The organism is Streptomyces sp. MGP-P1 (assembly GCF_057766565.1).
In genome coordinates, this window is record NZ_JBYMEM010000003.1 from 1 (window position 1) to 21,318 (window position 21,318).

General features: G+C 72.3%; 18 protein-coding genes and 1 tRNA gene. 5 read left to right on the forward strand and 14 right to left on the reverse strand.

The features are described 5' to 3' along the window. Positions 1–307: 307 nt before the first annotated feature. The 3 genes from AC3CH1_RS07380 to AC3CH1_RS07390 all read right to left on the reverse strand — a co-directional run bounded on the left by AC3CH1_RS07380 (position 308) and on the right by AC3CH1_RS07390 (position 2,399). Positions 308–1,198, reverse strand: a complete 891-nt coding sequence (locus AC3CH1_RS07380) for a DUF4097 family beta strand repeat-containing protein (RefSeq protein ID WP_488462195.1) — start codon at positions 1,196–1,198, stop codon at positions 308–310. A gap of 138 nt (positions 1,199–1,336) precedes the next feature. Further along, positions 1,337–1,867, reverse strand: a complete 531-nt coding sequence (locus AC3CH1_RS07385; RefSeq protein ID WP_488462196.1) for a toxin-antitoxin system HicB family antitoxin — start codon at positions 1,865–1,867, stop codon at positions 1,337–1,339. 456 nt (positions 1,868–2,323) lie between these two features. Continuing rightward, positions 2,324–2,399: transfer RNA gene (locus tag AC3CH1_RS07390), tRNA-Thr, on the reverse strand. A gap of 153 nt (positions 2,400–2,552) precedes the next feature. Here AC3CH1_RS07390 and AC3CH1_RS07395 point away from each other — a divergent pair. The 4 genes from AC3CH1_RS07395 to AC3CH1_RS07410 all read left to right on the forward strand — a co-directional run bounded on the left by AC3CH1_RS07395 (position 2,553) and on the right by AC3CH1_RS07410 (position 6,923). Then, a complete protein-coding gene (locus AC3CH1_RS07395) occupies positions 2,553–3,965 on the forward strand; it encodes an RNA-guided endonuclease InsQ/TnpB family protein (protein ID WP_488462197.1) in 1,413 nt (470 codons plus the stop codon). Between the two features lie 370 nt (positions 3,966–4,335). After that, entirely contained in the window at positions 4,336–5,472 is a 1,137-nt protein-coding gene (locus AC3CH1_RS07400; RefSeq protein WP_403762618.1) for an ABC transporter ATP-binding protein, read from the forward strand. Positions 5,473–5,719: 247 nt separating this feature from the next. After that, positions 5,720–6,133 (forward strand): hypothetical protein, encoded by a 414-nt coding sequence (locus AC3CH1_RS07405; RefSeq protein ID WP_215106499.1) that lies wholly within the window; start codon positions 5,720–5,722, stop codon positions 6,131–6,133. A 73-nt stretch (positions 6,134–6,206) separates the two neighbouring features. Continuing rightward, a complete protein-coding gene (locus tag AC3CH1_RS07410; protein WP_265600854.1) occupies positions 6,207–6,923 on the forward strand; it encodes a nucleotidyltransferase family protein in 717 nt (238 codons plus the stop codon). A 152-nt stretch (positions 6,924–7,075) separates the two neighbouring features. On the opposite strand, the gene AC3CH1_RS07415 is transcribed toward AC3CH1_RS07410, so the two are convergent. The 11 genes from AC3CH1_RS07415 to AC3CH1_RS07465 all read right to left on the reverse strand — a co-directional run bounded on the left by AC3CH1_RS07415 (position 7,076) and on the right by AC3CH1_RS07465 (position 19,708). Beyond that, a complete protein-coding gene (locus AC3CH1_RS07415; protein ID WP_488462198.1) occupies positions 7,076–8,719 on the reverse strand; it encodes a DoxX family membrane protein in 1,644 nt (547 codons plus the stop codon). A 281-nt stretch (positions 8,720–9,000) separates the two neighbouring features. Further along, on the reverse strand, positions 9,001–9,957 hold the full coding sequence (rlmB, locus tag AC3CH1_RS07420) for a 23S rRNA (guanosine(2251)-2'-O)-methyltransferase RlmB (protein ID WP_097867448.1): 957 nt from the start codon (positions 9,955–9,957) through the stop codon (positions 9,001–9,003). 98 nt (positions 9,958–10,055) lie between these two features. After that, positions 10,056–11,456 carry a cysteine--tRNA ligase gene (gene cysS / locus AC3CH1_RS07425; RefSeq protein WP_488462199.1) on the reverse strand — a complete coding sequence of 467 codons (1,401 nt, stop codon included), beginning with the start codon at positions 11,454–11,456 and terminating at the stop codon, positions 10,056–10,058. A 131-nt stretch (positions 11,457–11,587) separates the two neighbouring features. Continuing rightward, positions 11,588–11,992 carry a PPOX class F420-dependent oxidoreductase gene (locus AC3CH1_RS07430; RefSeq protein WP_488462200.1) on the reverse strand — a complete coding sequence of 135 codons (405 nt, stop codon included), beginning with the start codon at positions 11,990–11,992 and terminating at the stop codon, positions 11,588–11,590. Positions 11,993–12,042: 50 nt separating this feature from the next. Then, positions 12,043–13,509, reverse strand: coding sequence for an MDR family MFS transporter (locus AC3CH1_RS07435; RefSeq protein ID WP_488462201.1), 1,467 nt, complete (start codon positions 13,507–13,509; stop codon positions 12,043–12,045). 26 nt (positions 13,510–13,535) lie between these two features. Beyond that, positions 13,536–15,257, reverse strand: a complete 1,722-nt coding sequence (locus AC3CH1_RS07440; RefSeq protein ID WP_488462202.1) for an ABC transporter permease subunit — start codon at positions 15,255–15,257, stop codon at positions 13,536–13,538. A gap of 4 nt (positions 15,258–15,261) precedes the next feature. Then, positions 15,262–16,791 (reverse strand): ABC transporter substrate-binding protein, encoded by a 1,530-nt coding sequence (locus AC3CH1_RS07445; RefSeq protein ID WP_488462203.1) that lies wholly within the window; start codon positions 16,789–16,791, stop codon positions 15,262–15,264. Positions 16,792–16,822: 31 nt separating this feature from the next. Further along, entirely contained in the window at positions 16,823–17,467 is a 645-nt protein-coding gene (locus tag AC3CH1_RS07450) for a GNAT family N-acetyltransferase (protein ID WP_488462237.1), read from the reverse strand. 116 nt (positions 17,468–17,583) lie between these two features. Continuing rightward, positions 17,584–18,102, reverse strand: a complete 519-nt coding sequence (gene ispF, locus AC3CH1_RS07455; protein ID WP_488462204.1) for a 2-C-methyl-D-erythritol 2,4-cyclodiphosphate synthase — start codon at positions 18,100–18,102, stop codon at positions 17,584–17,586. Beyond that, entirely contained in the window at positions 18,092–18,859 is a 768-nt protein-coding gene (gene ispD, locus AC3CH1_RS07460; RefSeq protein WP_488462205.1) for a 2-C-methyl-D-erythritol 4-phosphate cytidylyltransferase, read from the reverse strand. The genes ispF and ispD overlap by 11 nt, the downstream gene beginning before the upstream one ends. A 366-nt stretch (positions 18,860–19,225) precedes the next feature. Further along, entirely contained in the window at positions 19,226–19,708 is a 483-nt protein-coding gene (locus AC3CH1_RS07465; RefSeq protein WP_003953493.1) for a CarD family transcriptional regulator, read from the reverse strand. Positions 19,709–20,517: 809 nt separating this feature from the next. Here AC3CH1_RS07465 and AC3CH1_RS07470 point away from each other — a divergent pair. Then, complete coding sequence (locus AC3CH1_RS07470; RefSeq protein WP_488462206.1) at positions 20,518–21,246, forward strand: prolipoprotein diacylglyceryl transferase; 729 nt, start codon at positions 20,518–20,520, stop codon at positions 21,244–21,246. Positions 21,247–21,318 lie beyond the last annotated feature (72 nt).

Consider the following 21,318-nt stretch of genomic DNA (forward strand, 5'->3'; position numbering starts at 1 on the left):
CTTGTCGCCGTAGGACTTGCGCAGTCCGGTGGCGGTGATCCCCTGCGCCGGGGCCTGGGTGGCGAGCGGCGCGGAAGTCCGGGTGACAGTCATGCTGGTTCCCTTCATGCTGGTGCCCTTGCGCGAGCGGCGAGTCGGGCATGGGCGGGACAGGAGGCGAGCACGGCGGGGGCCGGCCGCAGCGGATTCGGAAGCGGCGGCCCCAGCCACGACGGAGTCGGGCACGACGCACTCAGGCGCGGCGGCCCCAGACACGACGCACTCAGACACGACGGAGCCGGGTACGGCGCACTCAGGCACGGCGGACTCAGGCACGGCGGACGATGATGTCGCCGGCCCCGCTCCGGGCGTGGACCTCGACGGTCTCGTCGGAGTCCTCGGGCCCGGCGGCGGCGCCGAGCGAGTTGCGTACGGTGCCGAACTTGGGGTGCAGGTCGAGCCAGGCGGCGGTGCCCTCGTGGATGCCCACTTCGAGGTCGCCGACGGAGGTGCGCAGATCGATGCGGCCGCGGGTCACGTCGCCGACGCGGATGCGCCCGTTGGAGGAGGTCGCGTCGACCCCGGCCCGGGCGACGCCGATCTCGATCCGCCCGTTGGCGGACTTGGCGACGACGTCGCCGTGCGCGACGCCCACAGAGATGTCGCCGTTGGCCGCGTTGACCTTCAGCTCACCGCCGACCTCGTCGATCACGGTCGCGCCGTTGCCGTTCTTGACGACCGCCGCCCCGGCGACGGCGCCGACCTCGACCCGGCCCGAGCCGATGACCTCGACATCCCCGGTGGAACGGACCAGCCGGATGTCGCCGTGGTCGGTCCTGAGCTCGGCGCGGGCCGCCTCCTCCACCTGGAGGTCGCCGAGCGAGGTCCTGAGCCGGACCTCGCCGAGCGGCCCTTCACCGAAGAATCCGCCCAGCGCGGTGGTGCCGCGCACATCGGACCCCGCGGGCAGTTCGATGCTCACCACGACGGCGCCCGGCTTGCCGAACAGGGAACGCTTCTTGGGGGTTCTGACGGTGAGACGGCCACCCGAGCAGGCGACCTGGGTCTGCTGCACGGCCCGTACGTCGTCCTCGTCGGATCCGTTGCCCGGCAGCACCTCGACGACCGTGTCGGTGCGCTTGCCGGCGGTGATGCGGGCGGTGCCGGCGTCCAGCTCGATGACGGCGGAGATCGGCTCGGGGGTGTCGAAAGAAGGCATGGCTGTCCCGTCCTCTTGGCTCGGTGAGTGATGAGTGATCAGTAACGTCGGCCGGATCGGCGATCCGCCGGTGAAATGGCGCCGACTACGAACAGGCGGCCCAGCGGACCCAGCAGGCCCAGACCGGACCCAGCGGTCCTAGCGGACCCAGCCGGTGAAACCGCGACCGCCCGAGTCCTTGGCCCGGCCCGTTGCGCTCGCGCGCCCCCCGCCGTCGAGGGACACGGACACGGCCCGCACGAGCCAGGCGTTGACCGACAGCCCCTCCGCCGCGGCGGCGCTCTCGGCGCGGCCCTTGAGGTGGGCGGGGAGACGGAGGTTGATCCGCACCATGGTGCCGTCGTCGGCCTCCCCGGCCGCAGGCGCCACCACCACGGGAGCCACGACCTCCTCCCGCTCCTCCCGCACCGACTCCGGCTCGGGCACCGGCGGCGGCGTCACCACGAACTCGGGATCGAGCCCGCGCAGCCGTACGTCGACCGAACCGGGAGCCAGCTCCCGGGTGACGTCTCCCATGGCCGCGGAGAGCACGTTGAGCAGGGTCAGCCGCACAGCGGACTCCAGGGGAGCACTGAGCCGCTCGGCAAGGGCGCGGGCTTCGTCGCCGCTGGCATCCGCGGCGACGGCGAGTTCCCGCCGAAGATTGTCGACGTAGGGGGTGAGGTCCATGACGCCATCATGGCACATGAATGGCACCATGTCGAGCCATCTTGGCTCACCGCGCTTCAAAACCCGCTGACCTGCAACATCACCACCAGAGAAGCCAAGGCAACACCACAGGGGCAGCCAAGAGGGCCCAGGATGGCACCACAGAGACGCCACTTGGCGCCATTGGCGCACCACCTGGCACCACCCGGGGTCATCTGGCACCACCTGGCACCACGAGGACAGCAAGTTCAAAGCCGTCGGCAGACCCAAGCCGGCCGGAGCGACGGCACCGGAGATCGCCGGCGAGCCCGGACCGGGGGCACACCCGAAGAACGGTGGCCGTCCCCCCAGGGGCTCGGCTCCTTGAGAGCCGGGGAAACGCAATAAGGGTCCGATAAACAGAGACTCAACGGGCATGCGCCACACGGGAATGGAAGAAGCCCAGGCCAGAGGAGATCCGACCTGGGCTTCACGCTGAGCCCCCTGTCGGATTCGAACCGACGACCTATGTATTACAAGTACATTGCTCTGGGCCGGACTGAGCTAAGGAGGCAAGGACGCGCGCCAGTAGCGCGCACCAAGACGCCACAACTCTACACAGCCCCGCTCCCCCACGGACAGGCATATCGGGCGGCCGTAACCTCCCACTCACCTGTTCGTTGAACGCACTGAAGTGCCATCCGACTATCGGACAGGGGGAGGGGTCGTGGTCGAGGCCGCAGGGAAGGGCGGACGGCTCCGCGTCACCGGCGCGGAGGCCAAGCGCGTCAAACGCGAGGCGCTGGGCGTTCCTGACCCGATCAAGCGTCTGCATCAGCAGCGGGTGGCCGTGCCGATGCAGCGGCGGACTCCGGAGGCGGACACCCGGCAGCGTGTCTACCGGTACCGCTGCTACCCCTCCCCCACCCAGTCCGAGCAGCTGATCAAGACCTTCGGCGCCTGCCGCTGGACCTACAACGAGGGCCTCGCCCTGCGGGACAAGGCCTGGCGCGAGCACCGGGTGTCGCTCGGGTTCGCCGAGTCCTGCCGGGCTCTCACAGGCTGGCGGAACACCGAGGGGACGCGATGGCTGCAGGAGGTGTCCTCGACGGTTCTCCAACAGTCGCTCCGCCATCTCGACGCCGGGTTCGGGCGGTTCTTCAAGGGCACGGGGAGACACCCGAAGCCCAAGAAGAAGGGCCGTTCCCGTGACTCCGCGACCTATGTCCGTACGGGCTTCCGCTGGGCGGAGGACCCGGAGCGGCCGGGTACGGGGCTGATTGCGCTGGCCAAGCAGTCCGAGCCGCTGCGTATCCGGTGGTCCCGGCCGCTTCCGGCAGGAGTGCGACCGGTGAAGCTCACCGTGAGCCGTGACCGGGCGGGGCGCTTCTTCGTCTCCGTGCTGGTGGAGGAGCGGATCGAGCCGCTGCCACCCGTATTTCTGCGGGACGGCGGTGCGCCGAGGGCGGTCGGCCTGGACCTCGGGCTGGCCGCTCTGGTCACGCTGGACGACGGGGAGAAGGTGGACCACCCTCGCCTGCTCAAGAAGTACGGAGTGAAGCTCGCGGCTCTCCAGCGGAGTCTGCACCGTAAGGAGAGGGGATCCAGGAACCGGGACAAGGCGCGGCAGGAGATCGCGCGGTTGTACGCCCTCATCGCCGACGTCCGTCGAGACGCGTTGGACCAGCTCACCACCCGCCTCGTGCGCGAGAACCAAGTGCTCGTGGTGGAGGACCTGGCCGTCGCCTCTCTCGTACGGTCGCCAAAAGGCAAGGGCCGTCGGCGAAAGGCGGGGCTGAACCGGGCGATTATGGACGCGGCGTGGGGCGAGTTGCTGCGCCAGTTGCGGTACAAGTGCGCGTGGTACGGCCGGACGCTGGTCATCGTCGACCGCTTCTTCCCCTCGACCCGGCGTTGCTCCGCGTGCGGGGCGATGGGGCCGAAGTTGGCTCTGTCCGTGCGTGGCTGGTCCTGCGACGGGTGTGGTGCGGTGCATGACCGGGATGTGAACGCCGCACGGAATCTGCGCGAGGAGGGGCTGCGCCTGTACGCACTGGTGGCGTCGGCGCTTCCGGCGGGGCGGGTGATGCCGTCGGTGATCAAGGCATCCGAGATGCCGGACGTGGTGCTGACGGCATAGTCGGCGTGAGGCACCCGGGGATCCGTTCGGGTGCGGCAGGCGGATACGTAGGAAAGTGTGCAGCCGGACCGACGGGCCGTCGGCCGTGATGCCTGTGGAGTCCGTGTGAGACCGGCGGGGTGTCGCCTTCAGGGTGGCGTCCGGTCGGCGGTGGGTGCCGAAACAGGAAGCTTCCTCTCATAAAGGGACCGGGCCAAAAGACAGCTGCTCTGGCGTCCTCCGGGTCCACGGGGCGCTTTTCGTGACCCAAGAGGTACTGACAGAACACATGAACGCCAGGTAGCGTCACGGCAGGTTCGCGTCTGTGGACCAGACCACTCCCTACTCGGATCGTCCGGCACGTTCCTGCCGGTTGAGGAGAAGATTCAGCATGGCCAGTGTCACGTTCGACAAGGCGTCCCGCGTCTACCCCGGCTCCACGAAGCCGGCCGTGGACCAGCTCGAGATCGACATCGCGGACGGTGAGTTCCTCGTCCTCGTCGGTCCTTCCGGTTGTGGCAAGTCGACCTCCCTGCGCATGCTCGCGGGTCTTGAGGACGTCAATGGCGGTGCGATCCGCATCGGTGACCGCGACGTCACGCACCTGCCGCCGAAGGACCGGGACATCGCCATGGTGTTCCAGAACTACGCGCTCTACCCGCACATGTCCGTCGCGGACAACATGGGCTTCGCGCTGAAGATCGCCGGTATCAACAAGACCGAGATCCGGGCGAAGGTCGAAGAGGCCGCCAAGATGCTGGACCTCACCGACTACCTGGACCGCAAGCCGAAGGCGCTCTCCGGTGGTCAGCGTCAGCGTGTGGCGATGGGCCGTGCCATCGTGCGTGAGCCGCAGGTCTTCCTCATGGACGAGCCGCTGTCGAACCTCGACGCGAAGCTCCGTGTCTCCACCCGTACGCAGATCGCCTCGCTGCAGCGCCGCCTCGGCATCACCACCGTGTACGTCACCCACGACCAGGTCGAGGCCCTCACCATGGGCGACCGGGTCGCGGTGCTGAAGGACGGGCTGCTCCAGCAGGTCGACTCGCCGCGCAACATGTACGACCGGCCCGCGAACCTCTTCGTCGCCGGCTTCATCGGCTCCCCCGCGATGAACCTCGTCGAGGTCCCGATCACCGACGGCGGCGTGAAGTTCGGCAACAGCGTCGTCCCGGTCTCCCGTGAGGCGCTCACCGCCGCCGCGGACCGCGGTGACACCACCGTGACGGTCGGCATCCGCCCCGAGCACTTCGACATCGTCGAGCACGGCGGCGCCGCCGCGAAGACGCTGACCAAGGACTCCTCGGACGCCCCGGCCGGTCTCGCCGTCTCCGTCAACGTCGTCGAGGAGCTCGGCGCCGACGGCTTCGTCTACGGTGGCGCGCAGGTCGCCGGGGAGCACAAGGACCTGGTCGTCCGCGTCGGCGGCCGTGCCGTCCCGGAGAAGGGCACGGAGCTGCACGTCGTCCCGCGCCCGGACGAGCTGCACGTCTTCGCGACCTCCACCGGCGAGCGTCTCACCAACTGACGCCCCGCCCGCCCCGCCCGCCGTACGCGTGGCCCCGCACTCCCCGCGAGGGGGTGCGGGGCCGTTTGCGTGGTCCCGGCGAGTTTGGGTTTCGGTGCGGGGTGGCAGCAAATACCCCGGCACACAGGGTATTTCACGGGCATTTCACCCTGGTTCGTCAAGCCCGCATTCGAAAGGGCGCGTCGAACCATCCCCCGCAAGGGTGACGAATTGCTGCCAAGTCATCACTGGCCGCTACGCTCGCTGCGTGACCCACACCGCGCGCCGCATCGGCCGATCCCTCGCTCTCGTCCTGCCCGTCGTCATGGTTCTGTCCGGGACCCTCGCGGTCACCAGCGTCCAGTGGGCGGAGTCGGACAACGACTCGCAGCTGCTGGCCGCCTCTTCGGAGACCGTGTCCAAGCCGGCGAAGCCGCACGCCCCGCAGGACGTCCTGCGCGAGAAGCTGCTCGTGGAGCTGCAGGAGAAGGACCCGGGCACCGCGCTCACCGGCCTCCAGCGCGCCGTCGAGCAGCGTCCCTCGCTCGCCCGCCACTGCATGTCGATCGCGAAGGCCCTCGGCAAGGCGGCCGTCGAGCAGTACGGCCCGACCCGGGCGCACCGCTTCTCCCGGCCCGTCTGCGACACCTCGTTCGCCTCCGGCGTCGCGCAGTTCAGCTGAGGCCTCCCGGCCGGGGGGGGCGGTCGCACGGAGCGTCGCCCTCCGATGGCGGGCACCGCATATCGTGCCTGCCATGCATACGTATCCGACGCAGGCCGTGATCCTTGCCGGTGGCCAGGGGTCGCGGCTGCGGCCGTACACCGACGACCGCCCCAAGCCGATGGTGGAGATCCCCGGGACCGGGACTCCGATCATCGGGCATCAGCTGTCCTGGCTGGCCGCTGAGGGAGTCACCGACGCCGTGGTCTCCTGCGGGCATCTCGCCGAGGTGCTCCAGGAGTGGCTGGACGCCGCCGTGCTGCCGCTCCGGGTCACCACCGTCGTGGAGACCGAGCCGCTGGGCCGCGGTGGCGGTCTCAAGTACGCGGCCGGGCGGCTGCCCGATCCAGAGCAGCCCTGGTACGCCACCAACGGCGACATCTGGACCCGTTTCTCCCTGCGGGAGATGGCCGCCTTCCACGCGGAGCGCGACGCCACCGCCACCCTGGCCCTCGCCCGGCCCCGGATCCCGTGGGGCGCCGTGGAGACGGACGCGTTCGGGCACATCACCGACTTCATCGAGTCGCCGCCGTCCCCGTATCTGATCAACGCCGGGGTGTACGTGTTCTCGCCGGCGTTCACGAAGCTGCTGCCGGACCGCGGCGACCATGAGCGGACCACGTTCCCGCGTCTCGCCCGCGAGCGTCGGCTGGCCGGGTATCCGTTGCCGAACGGGGCGTACTGGCGGGCCATCGACACGGCGAAGGACCTGACCGAGGCGGCCCGCGAGCTCGGCTCCCGCGACGGCTGACGGGACTGACGGGGCCGACGGGGCTGACGGGGCTGACGGCCGTCGGCTTCGCACCGGGGTCTCTCTCGTCCCCTACGGAGGGGCGGCCCCCACCCGGTTCTTCCGTCCGGGTGGGGGCCGCCCCTCACTGCTGTCGAACCGGTCGTGCGGGGTCAGCCGAGGAGGCCGCCGATCGGGTTCCGGCCGCCGCCGCCGCCCGTGGTCGATCCCTCGCCGCCGGAGGAGGTCGAGCCGCCGGTGGGCGCCGGTTCGCCGGCGCCTCCGGACGAGGCGTCGCCGGTGGAGCCGGAGGAGGTGGGCCCGGAGCTGGTGGCGGCCGGGGGCTCCTGCGGGGTGGACTGCTGCGGGGGCGCCTGGTCGGTGCCCTGGGTCTGGCTGGGCTGGGTGTCCGTACCGGTGTTCTGGCCGCCGGAGTCGCGCGTCGCGCCCGGTGTGGCCCGTTCGCCCTCGGGCGGGGTGGCCGCGCCGGAGCGGCTGGGCTCCGGCTGTCGCCGCTGGTCCGGTGTACGGGAGGCCTGGCGCTCGCCGGTGGACTCCTGGGGCAGTGGCATGCCGGGGAGGCGGTTGGTGGGGTTGTCGTTGCGGCCGGGGACGGTGACGACCTCGCTGGAGCGGACCGCGCCGCCGAGGATGGAGCCGATGAGCAGGGTGCAGCCGACGACGACGGTCGCGACGACGGTGCCTCGGCGCAGGACCCGGCGGCGCAGGTCCCAGATCTCCGAGCGCGGGCCGAGCTTGCGCCAGGCCTCTCCGGCCAGTCGGCCGTCCAGGGAGTAGACCGGCGCGCCGGCGATGATCAGCGGGCTCCAGGCGGCCAGCAGGATGATGTCGGGTGCGTCGTACACGGCGACCGAGCGCCAGCTCACGGTCACCAGCAGTGCGGCGGAGAGCAGCGCGCCGAGCGCGGCGGCGACCCGCTGCCAGAGGCCGAGGACGGTGAGCACGCCGACGACGACCTGGAGGAAGGCGACGGTCAGGCCGGCGCCGACCGGGTGGGAGAGCGCGAAGTCGCGCAGCGGTTCGGCCATCGCCCACGGGTGCAGGGAGGTCAGCCACTTGACCATGGAGCCGCGCTCGCCGCCGTCGAAGTAGACGGGGTCGCTCAGCTTGCCCATGCCGGCGTAGATGGAGATGAAGCCGAGGAGCACCCGCATGGGGAGCAGGACGACGCCCAGGTTCATCCGGTGGCCGGGGTAGTAGGCGTGCCGGACGGGGTCGCCCACGCCGCGCCGGGCGCGGGACTCGGCGGACTCGGCGCTTTCGTCGGCCTCGTCGTAGTCGTCGCCGGGGGCGCCGGTCGTGCCGAGGTCGTCGGGCGCTTCGACCGGGTCGTAGGCGCCGATGGCCTGCCGCATGGGCGGCAGCAGCGGGCCGGTGTGTCCCGGCTGGTGGGGGGCGGTCAGTACGGGGTTGGGCTGCGTCTCCTCGAGGAGCGGGATGACCTGCGTCGCGCCCGCCCCGTGCCCGCTCCCGGAGGCCCCGCCGAGTCCGGCGTCGAGGTGGCCCGCGGTGGAGTTGCGCACGGCCTGGAGGAGGCCTGTCGCGCCGGGGTCGCCAGGAGCGGACTTCCCGCTCCAGACGACCGGTGCCCGCCTGCGGCCTCCGCCGGGACCGCTCATGGCAGGGATGCGGGCCGTCTCCGCGGGGACGCGCAGCCGTGCGCGCTGGCCCGGGGCGAGCTGCACCCGGAAGCTGGCGTGGTTGACGATGACCTGCGCGGGGTCGCTGTCCACCTTGGTCATGCTCAGGGCGGCGGGTTGCTCGTCGAACCGAGGCGTTCTGGTGTCCACACTCATCTAACCGAGTGATGTGTGTTTAGGACACTGCCTTGACCGCACCGAATGTGTCCGAGACCCGTCAAGATCAGGCCAAACTCGGGCAACCTGGGGCTGTGTTCGGCGTTCGCGCGTCAACTCGCCGGGCGGGCGAGCCGGTTGCCGCGCACGGCCGGCGCGTGGCAGCGCACCGCAACGCGTGGCAGCGCACGTGCGCGCGCTGCCGCGCGAACGCGGTGGCGCACCGGCGGGCCCGCGGTCCGGGCCGGCCCGCCGCCCGCCGCCCACCGCCCGCCGGACGGCTATCCGCGGCGGCGCGCCACCTCGTACAGCACGATGCCCGCCGCGACACCGGCGTTGAGCGACTCCGCGCCGCCCGGCATCGAGATCCGCACCCGGTAGTCGCAGGTCTCGCCGACGAGACGGCCGAGCCCCTTGCCCTCGCTGCCGATGACGATGACGACCGGGCCCGCCAGCTGCTCCAGGTCCTCGACCGTGTGCTCGCCGTCGGCGGCCAGGCCGACGACGGTGAGGCCCGCCTTCTGGTAGCCCTCCAGGGCTCGGGTGAGGTTGGTGACCCGGGAGACGGGCGTGCGGGCCGCCGTGCCGGCGGAGGACTTCCACGCACCGGCGGTCATGCCGGCCGCGCGGCGCTCGGGGACGACCACGCCGTGGCCGCCGAACGCGGAGACCGAGCGGACGATGGCGCCGAGGTTGCGCGGGTCGGTCACCCCGTCGAGGGCGACGATCAGCGGGTCCTCGTTGTTGTCGTACGCGGCGGCGGTGAGGTCCTCCGGGTGCGCGTACTCGTACGGCGGGACCTGGAGGACGAGGCCCTGGTGGTTCAGGCCGTTCGTCATCCGGTCCAGCTCGGGGCGCGGGGCCTCCATCAGGTTGATGTTGCCGCGCTCGCTCGCGAGCTTGAGGGCGTCGCGGACGCGCTCGTCGTTGTCGATGTACTGCTGGACGTAGAGGGTGACGGCGGGCACGCCGTCGCGCAGGGCCTCGTAGACCGGGTTGCGGCCGACGACCATCTCCGAGGTGCCCTTGACGCCGCCGCGCCGGGGGGCGGGGCGGCGGGCGGCGGCCTGCTTGGCCTGGGCGCCGGCGATGCGGTTCTTCTTGTGTCCCTTGCGGGCGGAGGCCGGCGGCGTCGGTCCCTTGCCTTCGAGACCACGGCGTCGCTGGCCACCGCTGCCGACCTGCATGCCCTTCTTGTTGGACGTGCGGCGGTTCCTGCGTTGGCTGTTCCCGGCCATGATCTACCTGTTTCGTTGCTTTCAGACGTACGTACGTATAAGGAAAGTGTGCCGCCCGGGTCGCCGGGCGGCACAATCTCACTGCTCGGAGCGGGTGCTCAGCGCGGTCCCAGTGTCCACCGGGGGCCGGTGGGGCTGTCCTCGATGACGAGGCCGGACTGGTTGAGCTGGTCGCGGATGGCGTCGGCGGCGGCCCAGTCCTTGCGGGCGCGGGCGGACTGCCGCTGGTCGAGGACGAGGCGGACGAGGGTGTCGACGACGCCGTGGAGGTCCTCGCCCCGGTCGCTCTCGCCCGCCCAGTGCGGGTCGAGCGGGTCCAGGCCTAGGACGCCGAGCATGGCCCGGACCTCGGCGAGGCGGTCGACCGCGGCTTCCTTGTCGTCGGCGGCCAGTGCGCTGTTGCCCTGGCGGACGGTGGTGTGGATGATCGCGAGCGCCTGGGGCACGCCCAGGTCCTCGTCCATCGCCTCGGCGAAGGCGGGCGGCACCTCGGCGGCGGGGGCGACGACCTCGCCGGCCTTCTCGGTGACGCGCTGGACGAAGCCCTCGATCCGCGCGAAGGCGGACTCGGCCTCGCGCAGGGCCTCCTCGCTGTACTCGATCATGGACCGGTAGTGCGGGGTGCCGAGGTAGTAGCGCAGGACGATCGGGCGCCAGTGCTTGACCATCTCGCTGACGAGGACGGAGTTGCCCAGCGACTTGGACATCTTCTCGCCGGACAGGGTGACCCAGCCGTTGTGCACCCAGTACTTCGCGAACTCGTCGCCGTAGGCCTTGGCCTGGGCGATCTCGTTCTCGTGGTGGGGGAAGATCAGGTCGATGCCGCCGCCGTGGATGTCGAAGGCGGAGCCCAGGTACTTGTGGGCCATCGCGGAGCACTCCAGGTGCCAGCCGGGACGGCCGCGGCCCCAGGGCGTCTCCCAGCTGGGCTCGCCCGGCTTGGTGGCCTTCCACATGGCGAAGTCACGCTGGTCGCGCTTGCCGGTCTCACCCTCGCCGGAGGGCTGGCGCAGATCGTCCAGCTCCTGGTTGGAGAGGGCCAGATAGCTGGGTAGGGAGCGCACGTCGAAGTAGACGTTGCCGTCGGCCTCGTAGGCGTGACCGCTCTCGATGAGGCCGCGCATCATCTCGATCATCTCGGGAACGTGGCCGGTGGCGCGCGGCTCGTAGGTGGGCGGCAGGCAGCCCAGGGCGTCGTAGCCGTCGTTGAACGCGCGCTCGTTCTCGTAGCCGATCGACCACCACGGGCGGCCCTGGTCGGCGGACTTCGCGATGATCTTGTCGTCGATGTCGGTGACGTTCCGGATGAACGTGACGTCGTAGCCGCGGTACGTGAACCAGCGGCGCATGATGTCGAAGTTCAGGCCCGAGCGGATGTGGCCGATGTGCGGTGCTGCCTGCACAGTGGCGCCACAGAGGTAGATCGAGACGCAGCCCGCCGTGAGCGGGACGAAGTCACGGATCTGCCGGGCGTTGGTGTCGTGCAGGCGAATAGTCACGCCTCAAGGGTAGTAGGCCCGCACCAGTGCCCCGCGACCCTTGGGGATCGCGGGGACAACTTTCTGGTACCGGGATGCCCCGGAACGGCCCTGGAAGGGGTCGGAGAGCGTTCTCACGCCCTTCGTGGGGCCTAGAGGCGGCCGACGATCTTGCGCGGGGAGACGCGGACGACGACGCGGGGGTCGTCGGCGGCGGAGTCCGGGTTGAACTCCGCGTACGGCTTGCCGGTGTACTTCATCGACAGCTCGTCGATCAGTTCCTGCCCGCCGTCCGTCGTCAGCGTCGCCTCGCCGCGGATCTCGGCGTAGGTGTACGGGTTGTCGAAGGGCTGGACGACCACGGTGACGCGCGGGTCGCGGCGGAGGTTCTTCTCCTTGCGGCGGCCGACGGTGGTGGAGATCAGGACGTCGTCGCCGTCGCGCTTGACCCAGACCGGGGAGACCTGGGGGCTGCCGTCGGGCTGGATGGTGGCGATGTTGACGAACACGGGGCTGTCGAGCAGGTTCTTGAGCTCGGCGGAGAGTTCGGCGGTCATGCGTAGGGCCTCCTGTGCGCTGCGGGTCGGTCCTTCGTCCAGTGCTGCTCCTACCCGGCAACCGCGCGCGTTCCCTGATCCTTCCCGCCCCGGCCCGCCGGAAGGGTGAACGCGAGCGCCGCCCCGGCCAGCGGGACCGCGGCGAGCACCGCCCACCGCACGGGCGCGGGCGCGTCGAGCAGGGCGCCGGTCGCCGCGCTCCCTCCGAGGACGGCGATCCCGGAGACGGAGGACAGGGCCCCGGTGGCCAGCCCGAGCTGCCGGTCCTCGACCAGGTCGGGCACCAGGCCCCGGGCGGCGGGGACCAGCAGCATCTGGCCCAGGGTCAGCAGGACGACGAGCGTCGCGCCGGGCAGCAGACCGCCGGGGCCCGCCGGGGTGAGCGGTACGGCGGCGAACCCGGCGGCGACGATGACGAGGCCGGTGACCAGCGCGGTGCGCGGGGCGATCCGGTGGGCGGACCAGCGGGTCAGCGGCAACTGGGCGACGACGACGAGCAGCGAGGACAGGGCGAAGAGCCAGCCGAGCGCGGCCCCCGATCCGGTGGCCCGCTCCACCTCGACGGGGAGCGAGAGGTAGAGCTGGTTGTAGGCGACGAGATAGCTGCTGTACGCGAGGCAGAGCAGCAGGAACGCCCGGTTGGTGAAGACCGCCCGCCACGGCGACCGGCCAGGTTGGGCCGTACGGGTGATGGCGTCCGGTGCCTGTGCGTCGTCCTGTTCTCGTTCGCGTACGGGGTCGGCTGCCCGTTCGCGTACGGGGTCGGCTGCCCGTTCCCGTACGGGGTCGGCGCGCGGCATCAGGCGGGCGTGCCCGGCCAGTACGCAGACGAAGACGGCGGCCCCGGCGAGGCAGGCCGCCCGGAAGCCGCCGCCGAGGAGCAGGAGCAGGGAGCCGAGCAGCGGCCCGATGAACGCGCCGGCCTGCCCGGCGGCGGAGAACAGGGCGAGGACGTGGGCGCGCGGTGCGCCGGTGGCCCGTTCGTGCCGGACGGCCTCGCGGGCGGCCTCGGACTCGACGGCCGGGGAGAACAGCGCGGCGGCGAAGCCGATGAGGAGGACGGCGGCGATGACGGTGGCCGTGGATCCGGCGAGGGCGAGCCAGCCGAACCCTGCGATCCGCAGGGCGCAGCCCGCCAGCACGACGGGGCGCGGGCCGTAGCGGTCGGTGAGGGCGCCGCCGACGACGAACAGGCCCTGCTGGCTGAAGGTGCGCAGCCCGAGGACGAGGCCGACGAGCCAGCCCGCCATGCCGAGGCCGCTGCCGAGGTGGGTGGCCAGGTAGGGCAGGACGGCGTAGAAACCGATGTTGAAGGCGAACTGAGTGGCGGTGAGGAGCCGGAGGTAGGGGGTGGGCGCGCTCGCGAGCCGGGGCCTGGGGCGGCGGCGCTCCCTGGTGGGGACGGCGGCTTGCGCGGGTGCGGGCGCGCCGGCGGGCACGGGCTTGCCGACCTTCGCAGGCACGGGCTTATCGGCCTTCGCAGGCACGGGCTCGTCGGCCTTCGCAGGCACGGGCATGTCGGCCTTCGCGGGCAGGGGCCGGTTCACTTCAGGCCCGCCGGGGTGCGCCCGCGCACCGCGGCCGAGGTGAGGACGGCCAGGGCGCCGAGGAGGGCGAGGACGGCGGCGGGGGCCAGGACGGCCCACGGGGCGCGTTCGGCGTACGGCATGTTCTCCGACAGCATCCGGCCCCACTCCGGCGCCGGGGCCTGCGTGCCGAGGCCGAGGAAGCCGAGGGAGGCGAGGGCCAGGGCGATGGCCGGGACGCGGAGCAGGGCGTGGCGCACCACCGGCGGCAGGACCCCGGGCAGGACGTGGCGGCGCAGCAGGTGGGCCCGGTCCGCGCCGAGGGCCGCGGCGGCGGCGAGGTGCGGGGCCGCCTTCTCCTGGGCGTACAGGGCGGCGGTGTGGGAGGCGAGGGGGGCCCAGGCGACGGCGGCCACGGCCGCTGCGGCGCCCCAGGGGCCCGGCCCGGCGATGCCGGCGACGACGAGGCCGGCGAGGACGGCGGGGAGCGCGTTCGCGGTCTCGGTGAGCGCCCCGGCGCGGGCGGCTCCGAGGAGCAGCCCGAGCATCAGGGTGACGGCTCCGACCGCGACGGCCGCCAGTGCGGTGCGGGCCGCGCCGTGTCCGAGGCGGGCGAGGACGTCGCGGCCGAGGTTGTCGGTGCCGAAGGGGTGTGCGGCGGAGGGGCCGGCGAGGCGGGCGGCCGTGTCGACGTGGAGCGGGTCGCGCAGGAGGCCCGCGACGGTGACGGCGATCAGGAGGCCGCCGAGGACGAGGGCGGCGAGGGCGAGCGCGCGGCGGCCGGGCAGCCGGGGCGCGACGAGGGCGGGGAGCGCGTGGTCGGTGAGCGCGGGGCCGAGCAGCACGCGGACGGCGAGGCGGGAGAGCAGGCCCGCGGCGACGCCGAGGAGCAGCAGGGCCAGGACGGTCGCCTGGAGGACGGGGAGGTCCTGGGCGAGGGCGGCGGCCAGGGCCGTACCGCCGAGGCCGGGGATGGCGTACAGCGTCTCGACGGCGACCGCCCCGCCGGTCAGCCCGACGGCGACCAGGCCGAGCTGGGGCAGCAGGCCCGGCAGCGCCCTGCGCAGGGCGTGTCGGGCGACGATGCGGCCGGGCAGGCCGTTCGCGGCGGCGGCCCGGGCCCAGGGTTCGGCGAACGCGCCGGGCAGGGCGTCGTCCAGCAGTCGGCCGAGCAGCGCCCCGGCGGGGACGCCCATGGCGAGCGCGGGCAGCACGAGCTGGTCGGGGGCGCCCCAGCCGAGCGCGGGGAACCACCCGAGGTGCACGGCGAACACGGTGGCCAGTACGGCGGCGAGCAGGAACTCCGGCAGCGCGGCGAGAACCGCGGCGCCCGCTCCGGCGCGCACCCGGACGATCCGGCGCGCGGCCCCGCGCCGCAGGGTCGGGGCGCTCAGTGCGAGGGCGAGGAGCACGGCGACGGTGAGCGAGGCGGCCATCAGGGTGAGGGAGTTGCCGAGCGCGGCGGTCACGTCGGGTCCGACGGGCTGCCCGGAGACCCAGGACTCCCCCGCGTCGCCCCGGAGCAGCCCGCCGAGCCAGCCGCCCAGGACGTGCCACGGCCCGCCGTCGAGCCCGGTCTCGGCGCGGATCGCGGCGAGGGTCTCGGGCGTCGGGGCCCGGTCGGCGTACCGGGCGTGCAGGATCGTGCGGGCCGGGTCGGTCCGGGTCAGCCAGGGCAGCAGCCCGATCACCGCGACGACGGCGAGCAGCGCGCCGAGCCGTCCGGCGAGGTACTTCACGCGGTCACCCGACGCGGGTGTCGGCGGTGATGAGGGTGCGCTCCATCGGGTCGAGGGCGACGCCTTGGACGCGGGTGTCGTCGTAGCCCTGCACGAAGCGTTCGTGGACGAGCGGGACGAGGGCGTCGGAGCCGAGGATCGCGGCCTCGGCGGTCATCTCGGCCTTGTGCCGGGCGTCGGTGTCGGCGAGGGCGGCGGCCTTGTCGACGGCGGCGTCGACGGGCTTCGCGCAGAGCTGGGTGATGTTGAAGCTGCCGTCGCAGGTGAAGTCGGAGGCGAGGTAGGAGACCGGGTCGGCGGTGTCCAGGAGGGTGTTGCGGGCCTGGATGAACGCGTCGTACTTCCCGGCGAGCGCGTCGGCCTCCAGCTGCGCGTAGTCGCGGACGACCTGCTTGACGGTGAAGCCGCGCTTCTCCAGCTGCTGCTGGACGACGGTGGCGGCCTCGGGCAGTTCGGGCCGGTTGGTGTAGGTGGCCAGGACGATCGCGGACGTCTTGCTCACGTCGGCCGGGGCGGCGGCCTTCGTGCGGCCGGTGGGGGCGGTGCGCAGGTCGGCGGCCCAGGGGACGCCGGGTCCGAGCAGCCCCTGGGCGGCGTCGGCGCGCCCTTCGTAGACGCCGTCGACCAGGGCCTCGGGGTCGATGGCCTCGCGGGCGGCGGCGCGCATCGCCGGGTCGGCGAAGACGCCGCGTCCGGTGTTGAGGGAGAGGCCGTTGGTGCGGGCGGAGGGGAACTCGTGGACCAGGCCGTCGCCGAGCAGCGAGGCCTGGGAGATGGGTACGTACTCGGCGACGTCGACGTCCTTGGTCCGCAGCGCGTTGGCGCGGGCGGTGCCGTCGGCGACGAACTTCACGTCGACGCCGGGGGCTTTCGCCTTGCCGCCCCAGTAGGTGTCGTGGCGCTCCAGGGTGGCGCTGACCGCTCCGTTGACCTTGGCGAGGGTGAAGGGTCCGGTGGCGTGCCCGGCGGGGTTGACCTGGGAGCCGTCCTTGTACGCGGCGGCGGACAGGATGCTCAGGGAGGGGTTGGCGAGCCGCTGGGGCAGCAGCGGGTCGGCGTCCTCGGTGGTGATCCGTACGGTTCCGGCGGCCGCGGCCGTGGCGGTGAGGGTGGTGTCGGACAGCACCCGGGGCTTGGGGGACGCCTTCTGCGCGGCGGTCAGCGAGCGGACCACGGCGGCGGCGTCGAGCTTCGTCCCGTCCTGGAAGACGGCGTCCTCGCGGACGGTGAACTCCCAGGCCCTTTCCCCGTCGCGCTTCCAGGAGGCGGCGAGCGCGGGCTCGGCCTCCCCGTCGCGGTCGAGCCGGGTGAGGCCCTCGACGACGGCGAGCCGGCTCAGGGTGACGGCGTCGTCGCCGTACGGGGACATGGCCTGGGCGGGCGGGAAGGCCATGGCCACCTTCAGCCGCTGGTCCCCGCCGGAGCCGCCGGAGTCCGTGGACGAGGTGCAGGCGGTGGCGACGGGCACGAGGAGCGTGGCGGCGGCCAGGGGCAGCGCGACGCGGCGGTGATGGCGGGGGCGGGAGGTGGGCATGGCGACGACCTTATATGAAAATGATTGTCATCTAACGGGCGGGGGTGGTCCGGGTGGAGCCGCCGGCGGGAACGGGGACGGCCCCGGGCATCGGCAGTTCGAAGTGGACGATCCCCTGCCCGCCCCCGGGCAGCGCCCGCTCGTCGCACACCTCGCGGGCCAGCGAACGCCAGAAGGGCTCGGCGCCCGGCACGGCGGGGTCGGTGTGCAGGTACAGCGCCTCGTAGCCCCCGGCCCGTGCGGCGAACTCCGCCAGCTCGCGCACCAACTGCCGGGCCAGTCCGTGCCTGCGGTGCTCGGGACGCACGTAGATCCGGCAGAGCTGCGCGGTGGTCCCGGAGGGGAAACGCTCGGCGACCCACCGAGGATTGGGCGGCGCCTGCGGCCCCCGGTCGCGCACGGCCCCGGTGGCGACGATCTCGCCGCGGTGCTCGACGACGAGCAGGGTGCAGCGCTCCGGGCGCAGATAGGCGGCCGCGGGGTCGATGATGTCGGCGTGCCAGCGGGGTACGTAGCCGGACTTCAGATCGCGGTAGACGGTGTCGAGCATCACGGCCCGCGCTCCGCCGAGGTCGTCGGCGGTGGCGGTGCGCAGGACGTATCCGGCGTCCCGGTGGCCGTCGCGGGCGGTCCGGTCGCCGGCCCGGTCGGCCGCCGTCCCCGCCGCCCCCGCCATCACCGTGGTCGCGCTGGTCACCGGTGCCACTTCCGCCTCCTCCTGCACATCGCTTGCGTCTTCAGCGTACGTGCAAGTGATGTGCAGGAGGAGGCGGGCCGGGGGCCGCCCGGGCGTCAGGCGGTGCGGTAGACCAGGGCGGTCGCGATGCCGGCGATGCCCTCGCCGCGGCCGGTGAAGCCGAGCCCGTCGGAGGTGGCGGCGGAGAGCGAGACCGGGGCGCCCACGGCGTCGGACAGCACCTTCTGCGCCTCCTCGCGCCGTTTGCCGATCTTCGGGCGGGCGCCGACGACCTGGACGGCGACGTTCCCGATCTCGAAGCCCCCGGCGCGGACGATCCGGGCTGCTTCGGTGAGCAGCGTGACGCCCGCGGCCCCGGACCACTCGGGGCGGCCGGTGCCGAAGTGCTGCCCGAGGTCGCCGAGGCCGGCGGCGGAGAAGAGCGCGTTGCAGGCGGCGTGCGCGACGACGTCGGCGTCCGAGTGGCCGGCCAGACCGGGGCCCTCGCCCTCCCACTTCAGGCCCGCGCACCACAGTTCGCGGCCCTCCTCGAAGGCGTGGATGTCGGTGCCGATGCCGACGAGCGGGATGACGGGAGCGGCGGGGGCTCCCGCTGCGGGGTTCTCAGAAACCATCGTTGGCCCTCCTGCGGGCGAGTACCGCCTCGGCCAGCACCAAGTCGAGCGGCCGGGTCACCTTGAACGCCTCCTCGTGGCCGGGGACGACGACCACGGGCGCGCCGAGCCGTTCCACCATGCCCGCGTCGTCCGTGGCGCCCTCACCGTCGACCGCGACCTCGGCGTGGGCCCGGACCAGCGTGGCCCGGTCGAAGCCCTGCGGCGTCTGCACCGCGCGCAGCCTGGCCCGTACGGGGGTGGCGAGCACCGGCTCCGGTTCCCCGGGCGCCGGAGCGGGCTCGACCTCCTTGACGGTGTCCGCGAGGGGCAGCGCGGGAACGACGGCGGGCGCTCCGTCCCGTACGGCGGAGGCGACGGCGTCGACCGTGTCCACCGGCACCAGGGGGCGGGCGGCGTCGTGGACCAGGACGACGGAGATGTCCTCGGGCAGCGCGTCGAGTCCCAGCCGGACGGACTCCTGGCGGGTCTCACCGCCCGGCACCACCAGGTAGTCGGTGCGCTCGGGGAGCGCGTGCTCGTCGAGGAGGTGCTTCACCTCGGGCGCGCCGTCCGGCGGGGCGACGACCACGACGAGGGAGACGGCCCGGGACGCGGCCATGGCGCGAATGGCGTGGATCAGCATGGGCGTCCCGCCGAGCGCCCGAAGGGCCTTGGGCGCGCCGGGGCCGAGTCGCACGCCCCGTCCGGCCGCGGGGATCACCGCGGCGGTACGGGGAGGGCGCGGCCGGTCGGTCGGGGGTGGCGTCGATGACATCGGTTGCACTCCGAAGGTCCGAGAAGGTCCGAAGGTTCGGCAGGTTTGTTTCCACGACCGACATGGGTAGGGGCCCCAGCGAGCCGGGCGTGACGCCCTGAGCTCGCACCGGGCCCCTTCCGTGACACCCGGTCGAGCGCAGGTCGCGTCGGGTGCTCACACAGCACGGGGGCCGTCCTCACCGACGGCCGCCGCACACGCGGATCACACCGCGGGCACGGGGTTACCGGCAGTCGGGCACCGGATGCGGGTCCGAACATGCCGCAGCGCCCGACGACGCAGCGTGAAAACGGCTGGTCAGCGGGCACCGCGGCACATTCATACAACCGGTGCGCTCCGGCCGTACGAGCCGGAGTAATCCAGTTTTCAGGACGCGAGGACCTCGTCGAGCAGAGCCTCGGCCTTGTCCTCGTTCGTGTTCTCCGCGAGAGCGAGCTCGCTCACCAGGATCTGGCGGGCCTTGGCGAGCATGCGCTTCTCTCCGGCGGAGAGACCGCGCTCGCGCTCCCGACGCCACAGGTCACGCACTACTTCGGCGACCTTGATGACATCGCCGGAGGCGAGCTTTTCGAGATTTGCCTTGTAGCGCCGGGACCAGTTCGTCGGCTCTTCGGCATACGGTGCGCGCAGCACCTCGAAGACCCGGTCCAGCCCGTCCTGCCCGACCACGTCGCGCACGCCCACGAACTCCGCATTGTCCGCCGGCACACGAACCGTCAAGTCGCCCTGGGCGACCTTGAGCACCAAGTAGGTCTTGTCCACGCCTTTGATCTGGCGAGTTTCGATAGCCTCGATCAGCGCGGCCCCGTGATGGGGATAGACCACGGTGTCGCCAACCTTGAACGTCATGTGACAGGTACCCCTTCCGTGGCTATCCAGAGTAACACGAGAACCGCATCTCCTGAATGGCGTTTTCGCAGGTCAGGGCATATCTCGGGGCTTGACAACAGCAACACGAACGTGCTGCGGAAGGGTTCCGGAAGACGGTATTCGCAGGTCGGAGCCGCTGTGCGCCCGGAGCGAAACAGTCACGCCACACAGCCCCGAAGACCTACAGAAGAGGACGAAAGTCCCGTTTTGTCGGTTTCGAGAAGCCCATCATTCCGTACTCCGTTCGGTGATCGCTCACCCGTACGGACGTAACTGTCCGACCGCAATGAAATTGATCAAGCCACATGAGGCCCGCCCCTTTCCGTCGCGAAGCCGGGAATGGCGAAGAAACGACCACGACGCCACGACACGGGCAGAAGAGACGCCACGACACGGGCAGAAGAATTGATCACGCGGATTATGTGAACGGCACATGGCGTACCCGCCGGTAGAACACCTCTCGGCCCCATCGGAGGACGTACCTCCGAAGCCTCCCGGCCCCTCTCCCGCCGCACCTGGAGAACATCCCTCACCCTCCCCAGGGGGAACGTCCCTCGTCATCCCCCGAGGCACGCCCCGCACCATCCCCGGGACACGCCCCTCACCGCCCCCGGGGAAGAGCCGGAGCGCGTAGGGGCGGGTCGGGTGCGGGGCGGGCGCGGCGGCTCGGTAGCCTAAGGCCGCTGACACACCCTTAGGGCGGCTTTACACCACCGCTCGACACACCACCGCTCGACGACTGACGTCCGAAGTCCGCAGTCCGACTCGTTCAAGGAGTTGCCGCCGCCGTGAGCCGCAGCCTTCGACACGGCGCCCTCGCCGCCGCCGCCACCGTGATCTCGATCGTCTCCCTGTCCGCGTGCGCGGCGGGCAACAACGCCGAGACGCTCAGGATCAGGCCGGACAACCCGGCCACCACGGTGGGCGACATCAAGATCCAGAACGTGAACGTGCTCACGCAGCCCGAGGGCGGCGCGGACGGCCCCGCCGTCGTCGCCGCGACGCTGTTCAACGAAGGCACCGAGCGCGAGGTGCTGGAGTCGGTCACGCTGCCCGGCAGCGACGTCGAGGTGAAGCTCCAGGCCGCCGAGGGCGACGGCCCCGTCGTGGTCCCGGCCGGCGGCCAGGTCACGCTCGGCGGCAAGGGCAACGCCGCCGCCGTGATCGAGAACAGCGGCGAGGCGGCGCGCAACGGCGACGTCCAGCAGGTCGTCTTCAAGCTCAGCCGGACCGGCGATGTCGGCCTCGGCGCCAGCGTCTTCCCGGCCGAGGGCTTCTTCAAGGACTTCGGCCCCAGCCCGAAGGCGGAGGCGCCCGCGCCGAAGCCGACGCCGTCGGGCAGTGCTTCCGGCGACGCGTCCGGCGAGGGGGAGACCGCCGGCACGCCCGAGGGCGAGACGCCCGGCACGCCGGAGAACGGCGCGAGCACCGAGGGCGCCCAGGGCGAGACCGGCGCCCAGGGCGAGACGGGCGCCCAGGGCACGGGCGACGCCGCCTCGGTGCCCGCGGCCGACTGACGCGGAACCGCTCCGCCCGAAGTAACGCGACCACGGGCGTACAGCACGCCGAAGGGGCGCTTCCCGGCCGGG

Bases quoted from the DNA above. Each gene is read 5' to 3' on its own strand.
- AC3CH1_RS07380 (WP_488462195.1), bottom strand. From the start codon at position 1,198: ATGCCTTCTTTCGACACCCCCGAGCCGATCTCCGCCGTCATCGAGCTG.
- AC3CH1_RS07445 (WP_488462203.1), bottom strand. From the start codon at position 16,791: ATGCCCACCTCCCGCCCCCGCCATCACCGCCGCGTCGCGCTGCCCCTG.
- AC3CH1_RS07415 (WP_488462198.1), bottom strand. From the start codon at position 8,719: ATGAGTGTGGACACCAGAACGCCTCGGTTCGACGAGCAACCCGCCGCC.
- AC3CH1_RS07410 (WP_265600854.1), top strand. From the start codon at position 6,207: ATGCATACGTATCCGACGCAGGCCGTGATCCTTGCCGGTGGCCAGGGG.
- AC3CH1_RS07385 (WP_488462196.1), bottom strand. From the start codon at position 1,867: ATGGACCTCACCCCCTACGTCGACAATCTTCGGCGGGAACTCGCCGTC.
- AC3CH1_RS07450 (WP_488462237.1), bottom strand. From the start codon at position 17,467: ATGGCGGGGGCGGCGGGGACGGCGGCCGACCGGGCCGGCGACCGGACC.
- AC3CH1_RS07400 (WP_403762618.1), top strand. From the start codon at position 4,336: ATGGCCAGTGTCACGTTCGACAAGGCGTCCCGCGTCTACCCCGGCTCC.
- AC3CH1_RS07465 (WP_003953493.1), bottom strand. From the start codon at position 19,708: ATGACGTTCAAGGTTGGCGACACCGTGGTCTATCCCCATCACGGGGCC.
- AC3CH1_RS07435 (WP_488462201.1), bottom strand. From the start codon at position 13,509: ATGCCCGTGCCTGCGAAGGCCGACGAGCCCGTGCCTGCGAAGGCCGAT.
- AC3CH1_RS07430 (WP_488462200.1), bottom strand. From the start codon at position 11,992: ATGACCGCCGAACTCTCCGCCGAGCTCAAGAACCTGCTCGACAGCCCC.
- rlmB (WP_097867448.1), bottom strand. From the start codon at position 9,957: ATGGCCGGGAACAGCCAACGCAGGAACCGCCGCACGTCCAACAAGAAG.
- ispD (WP_488462205.1), bottom strand. From the start codon at position 18,859: ATGTCATCGACGCCACCCCCGACCGACCGGCCGCGCCCTCCCCGTACC.
- ispF (WP_488462204.1), bottom strand. From the start codon at position 18,102: ATGGTTTCTGAGAACCCCGCAGCGGGAGCCCCCGCCGCTCCCGTCATC.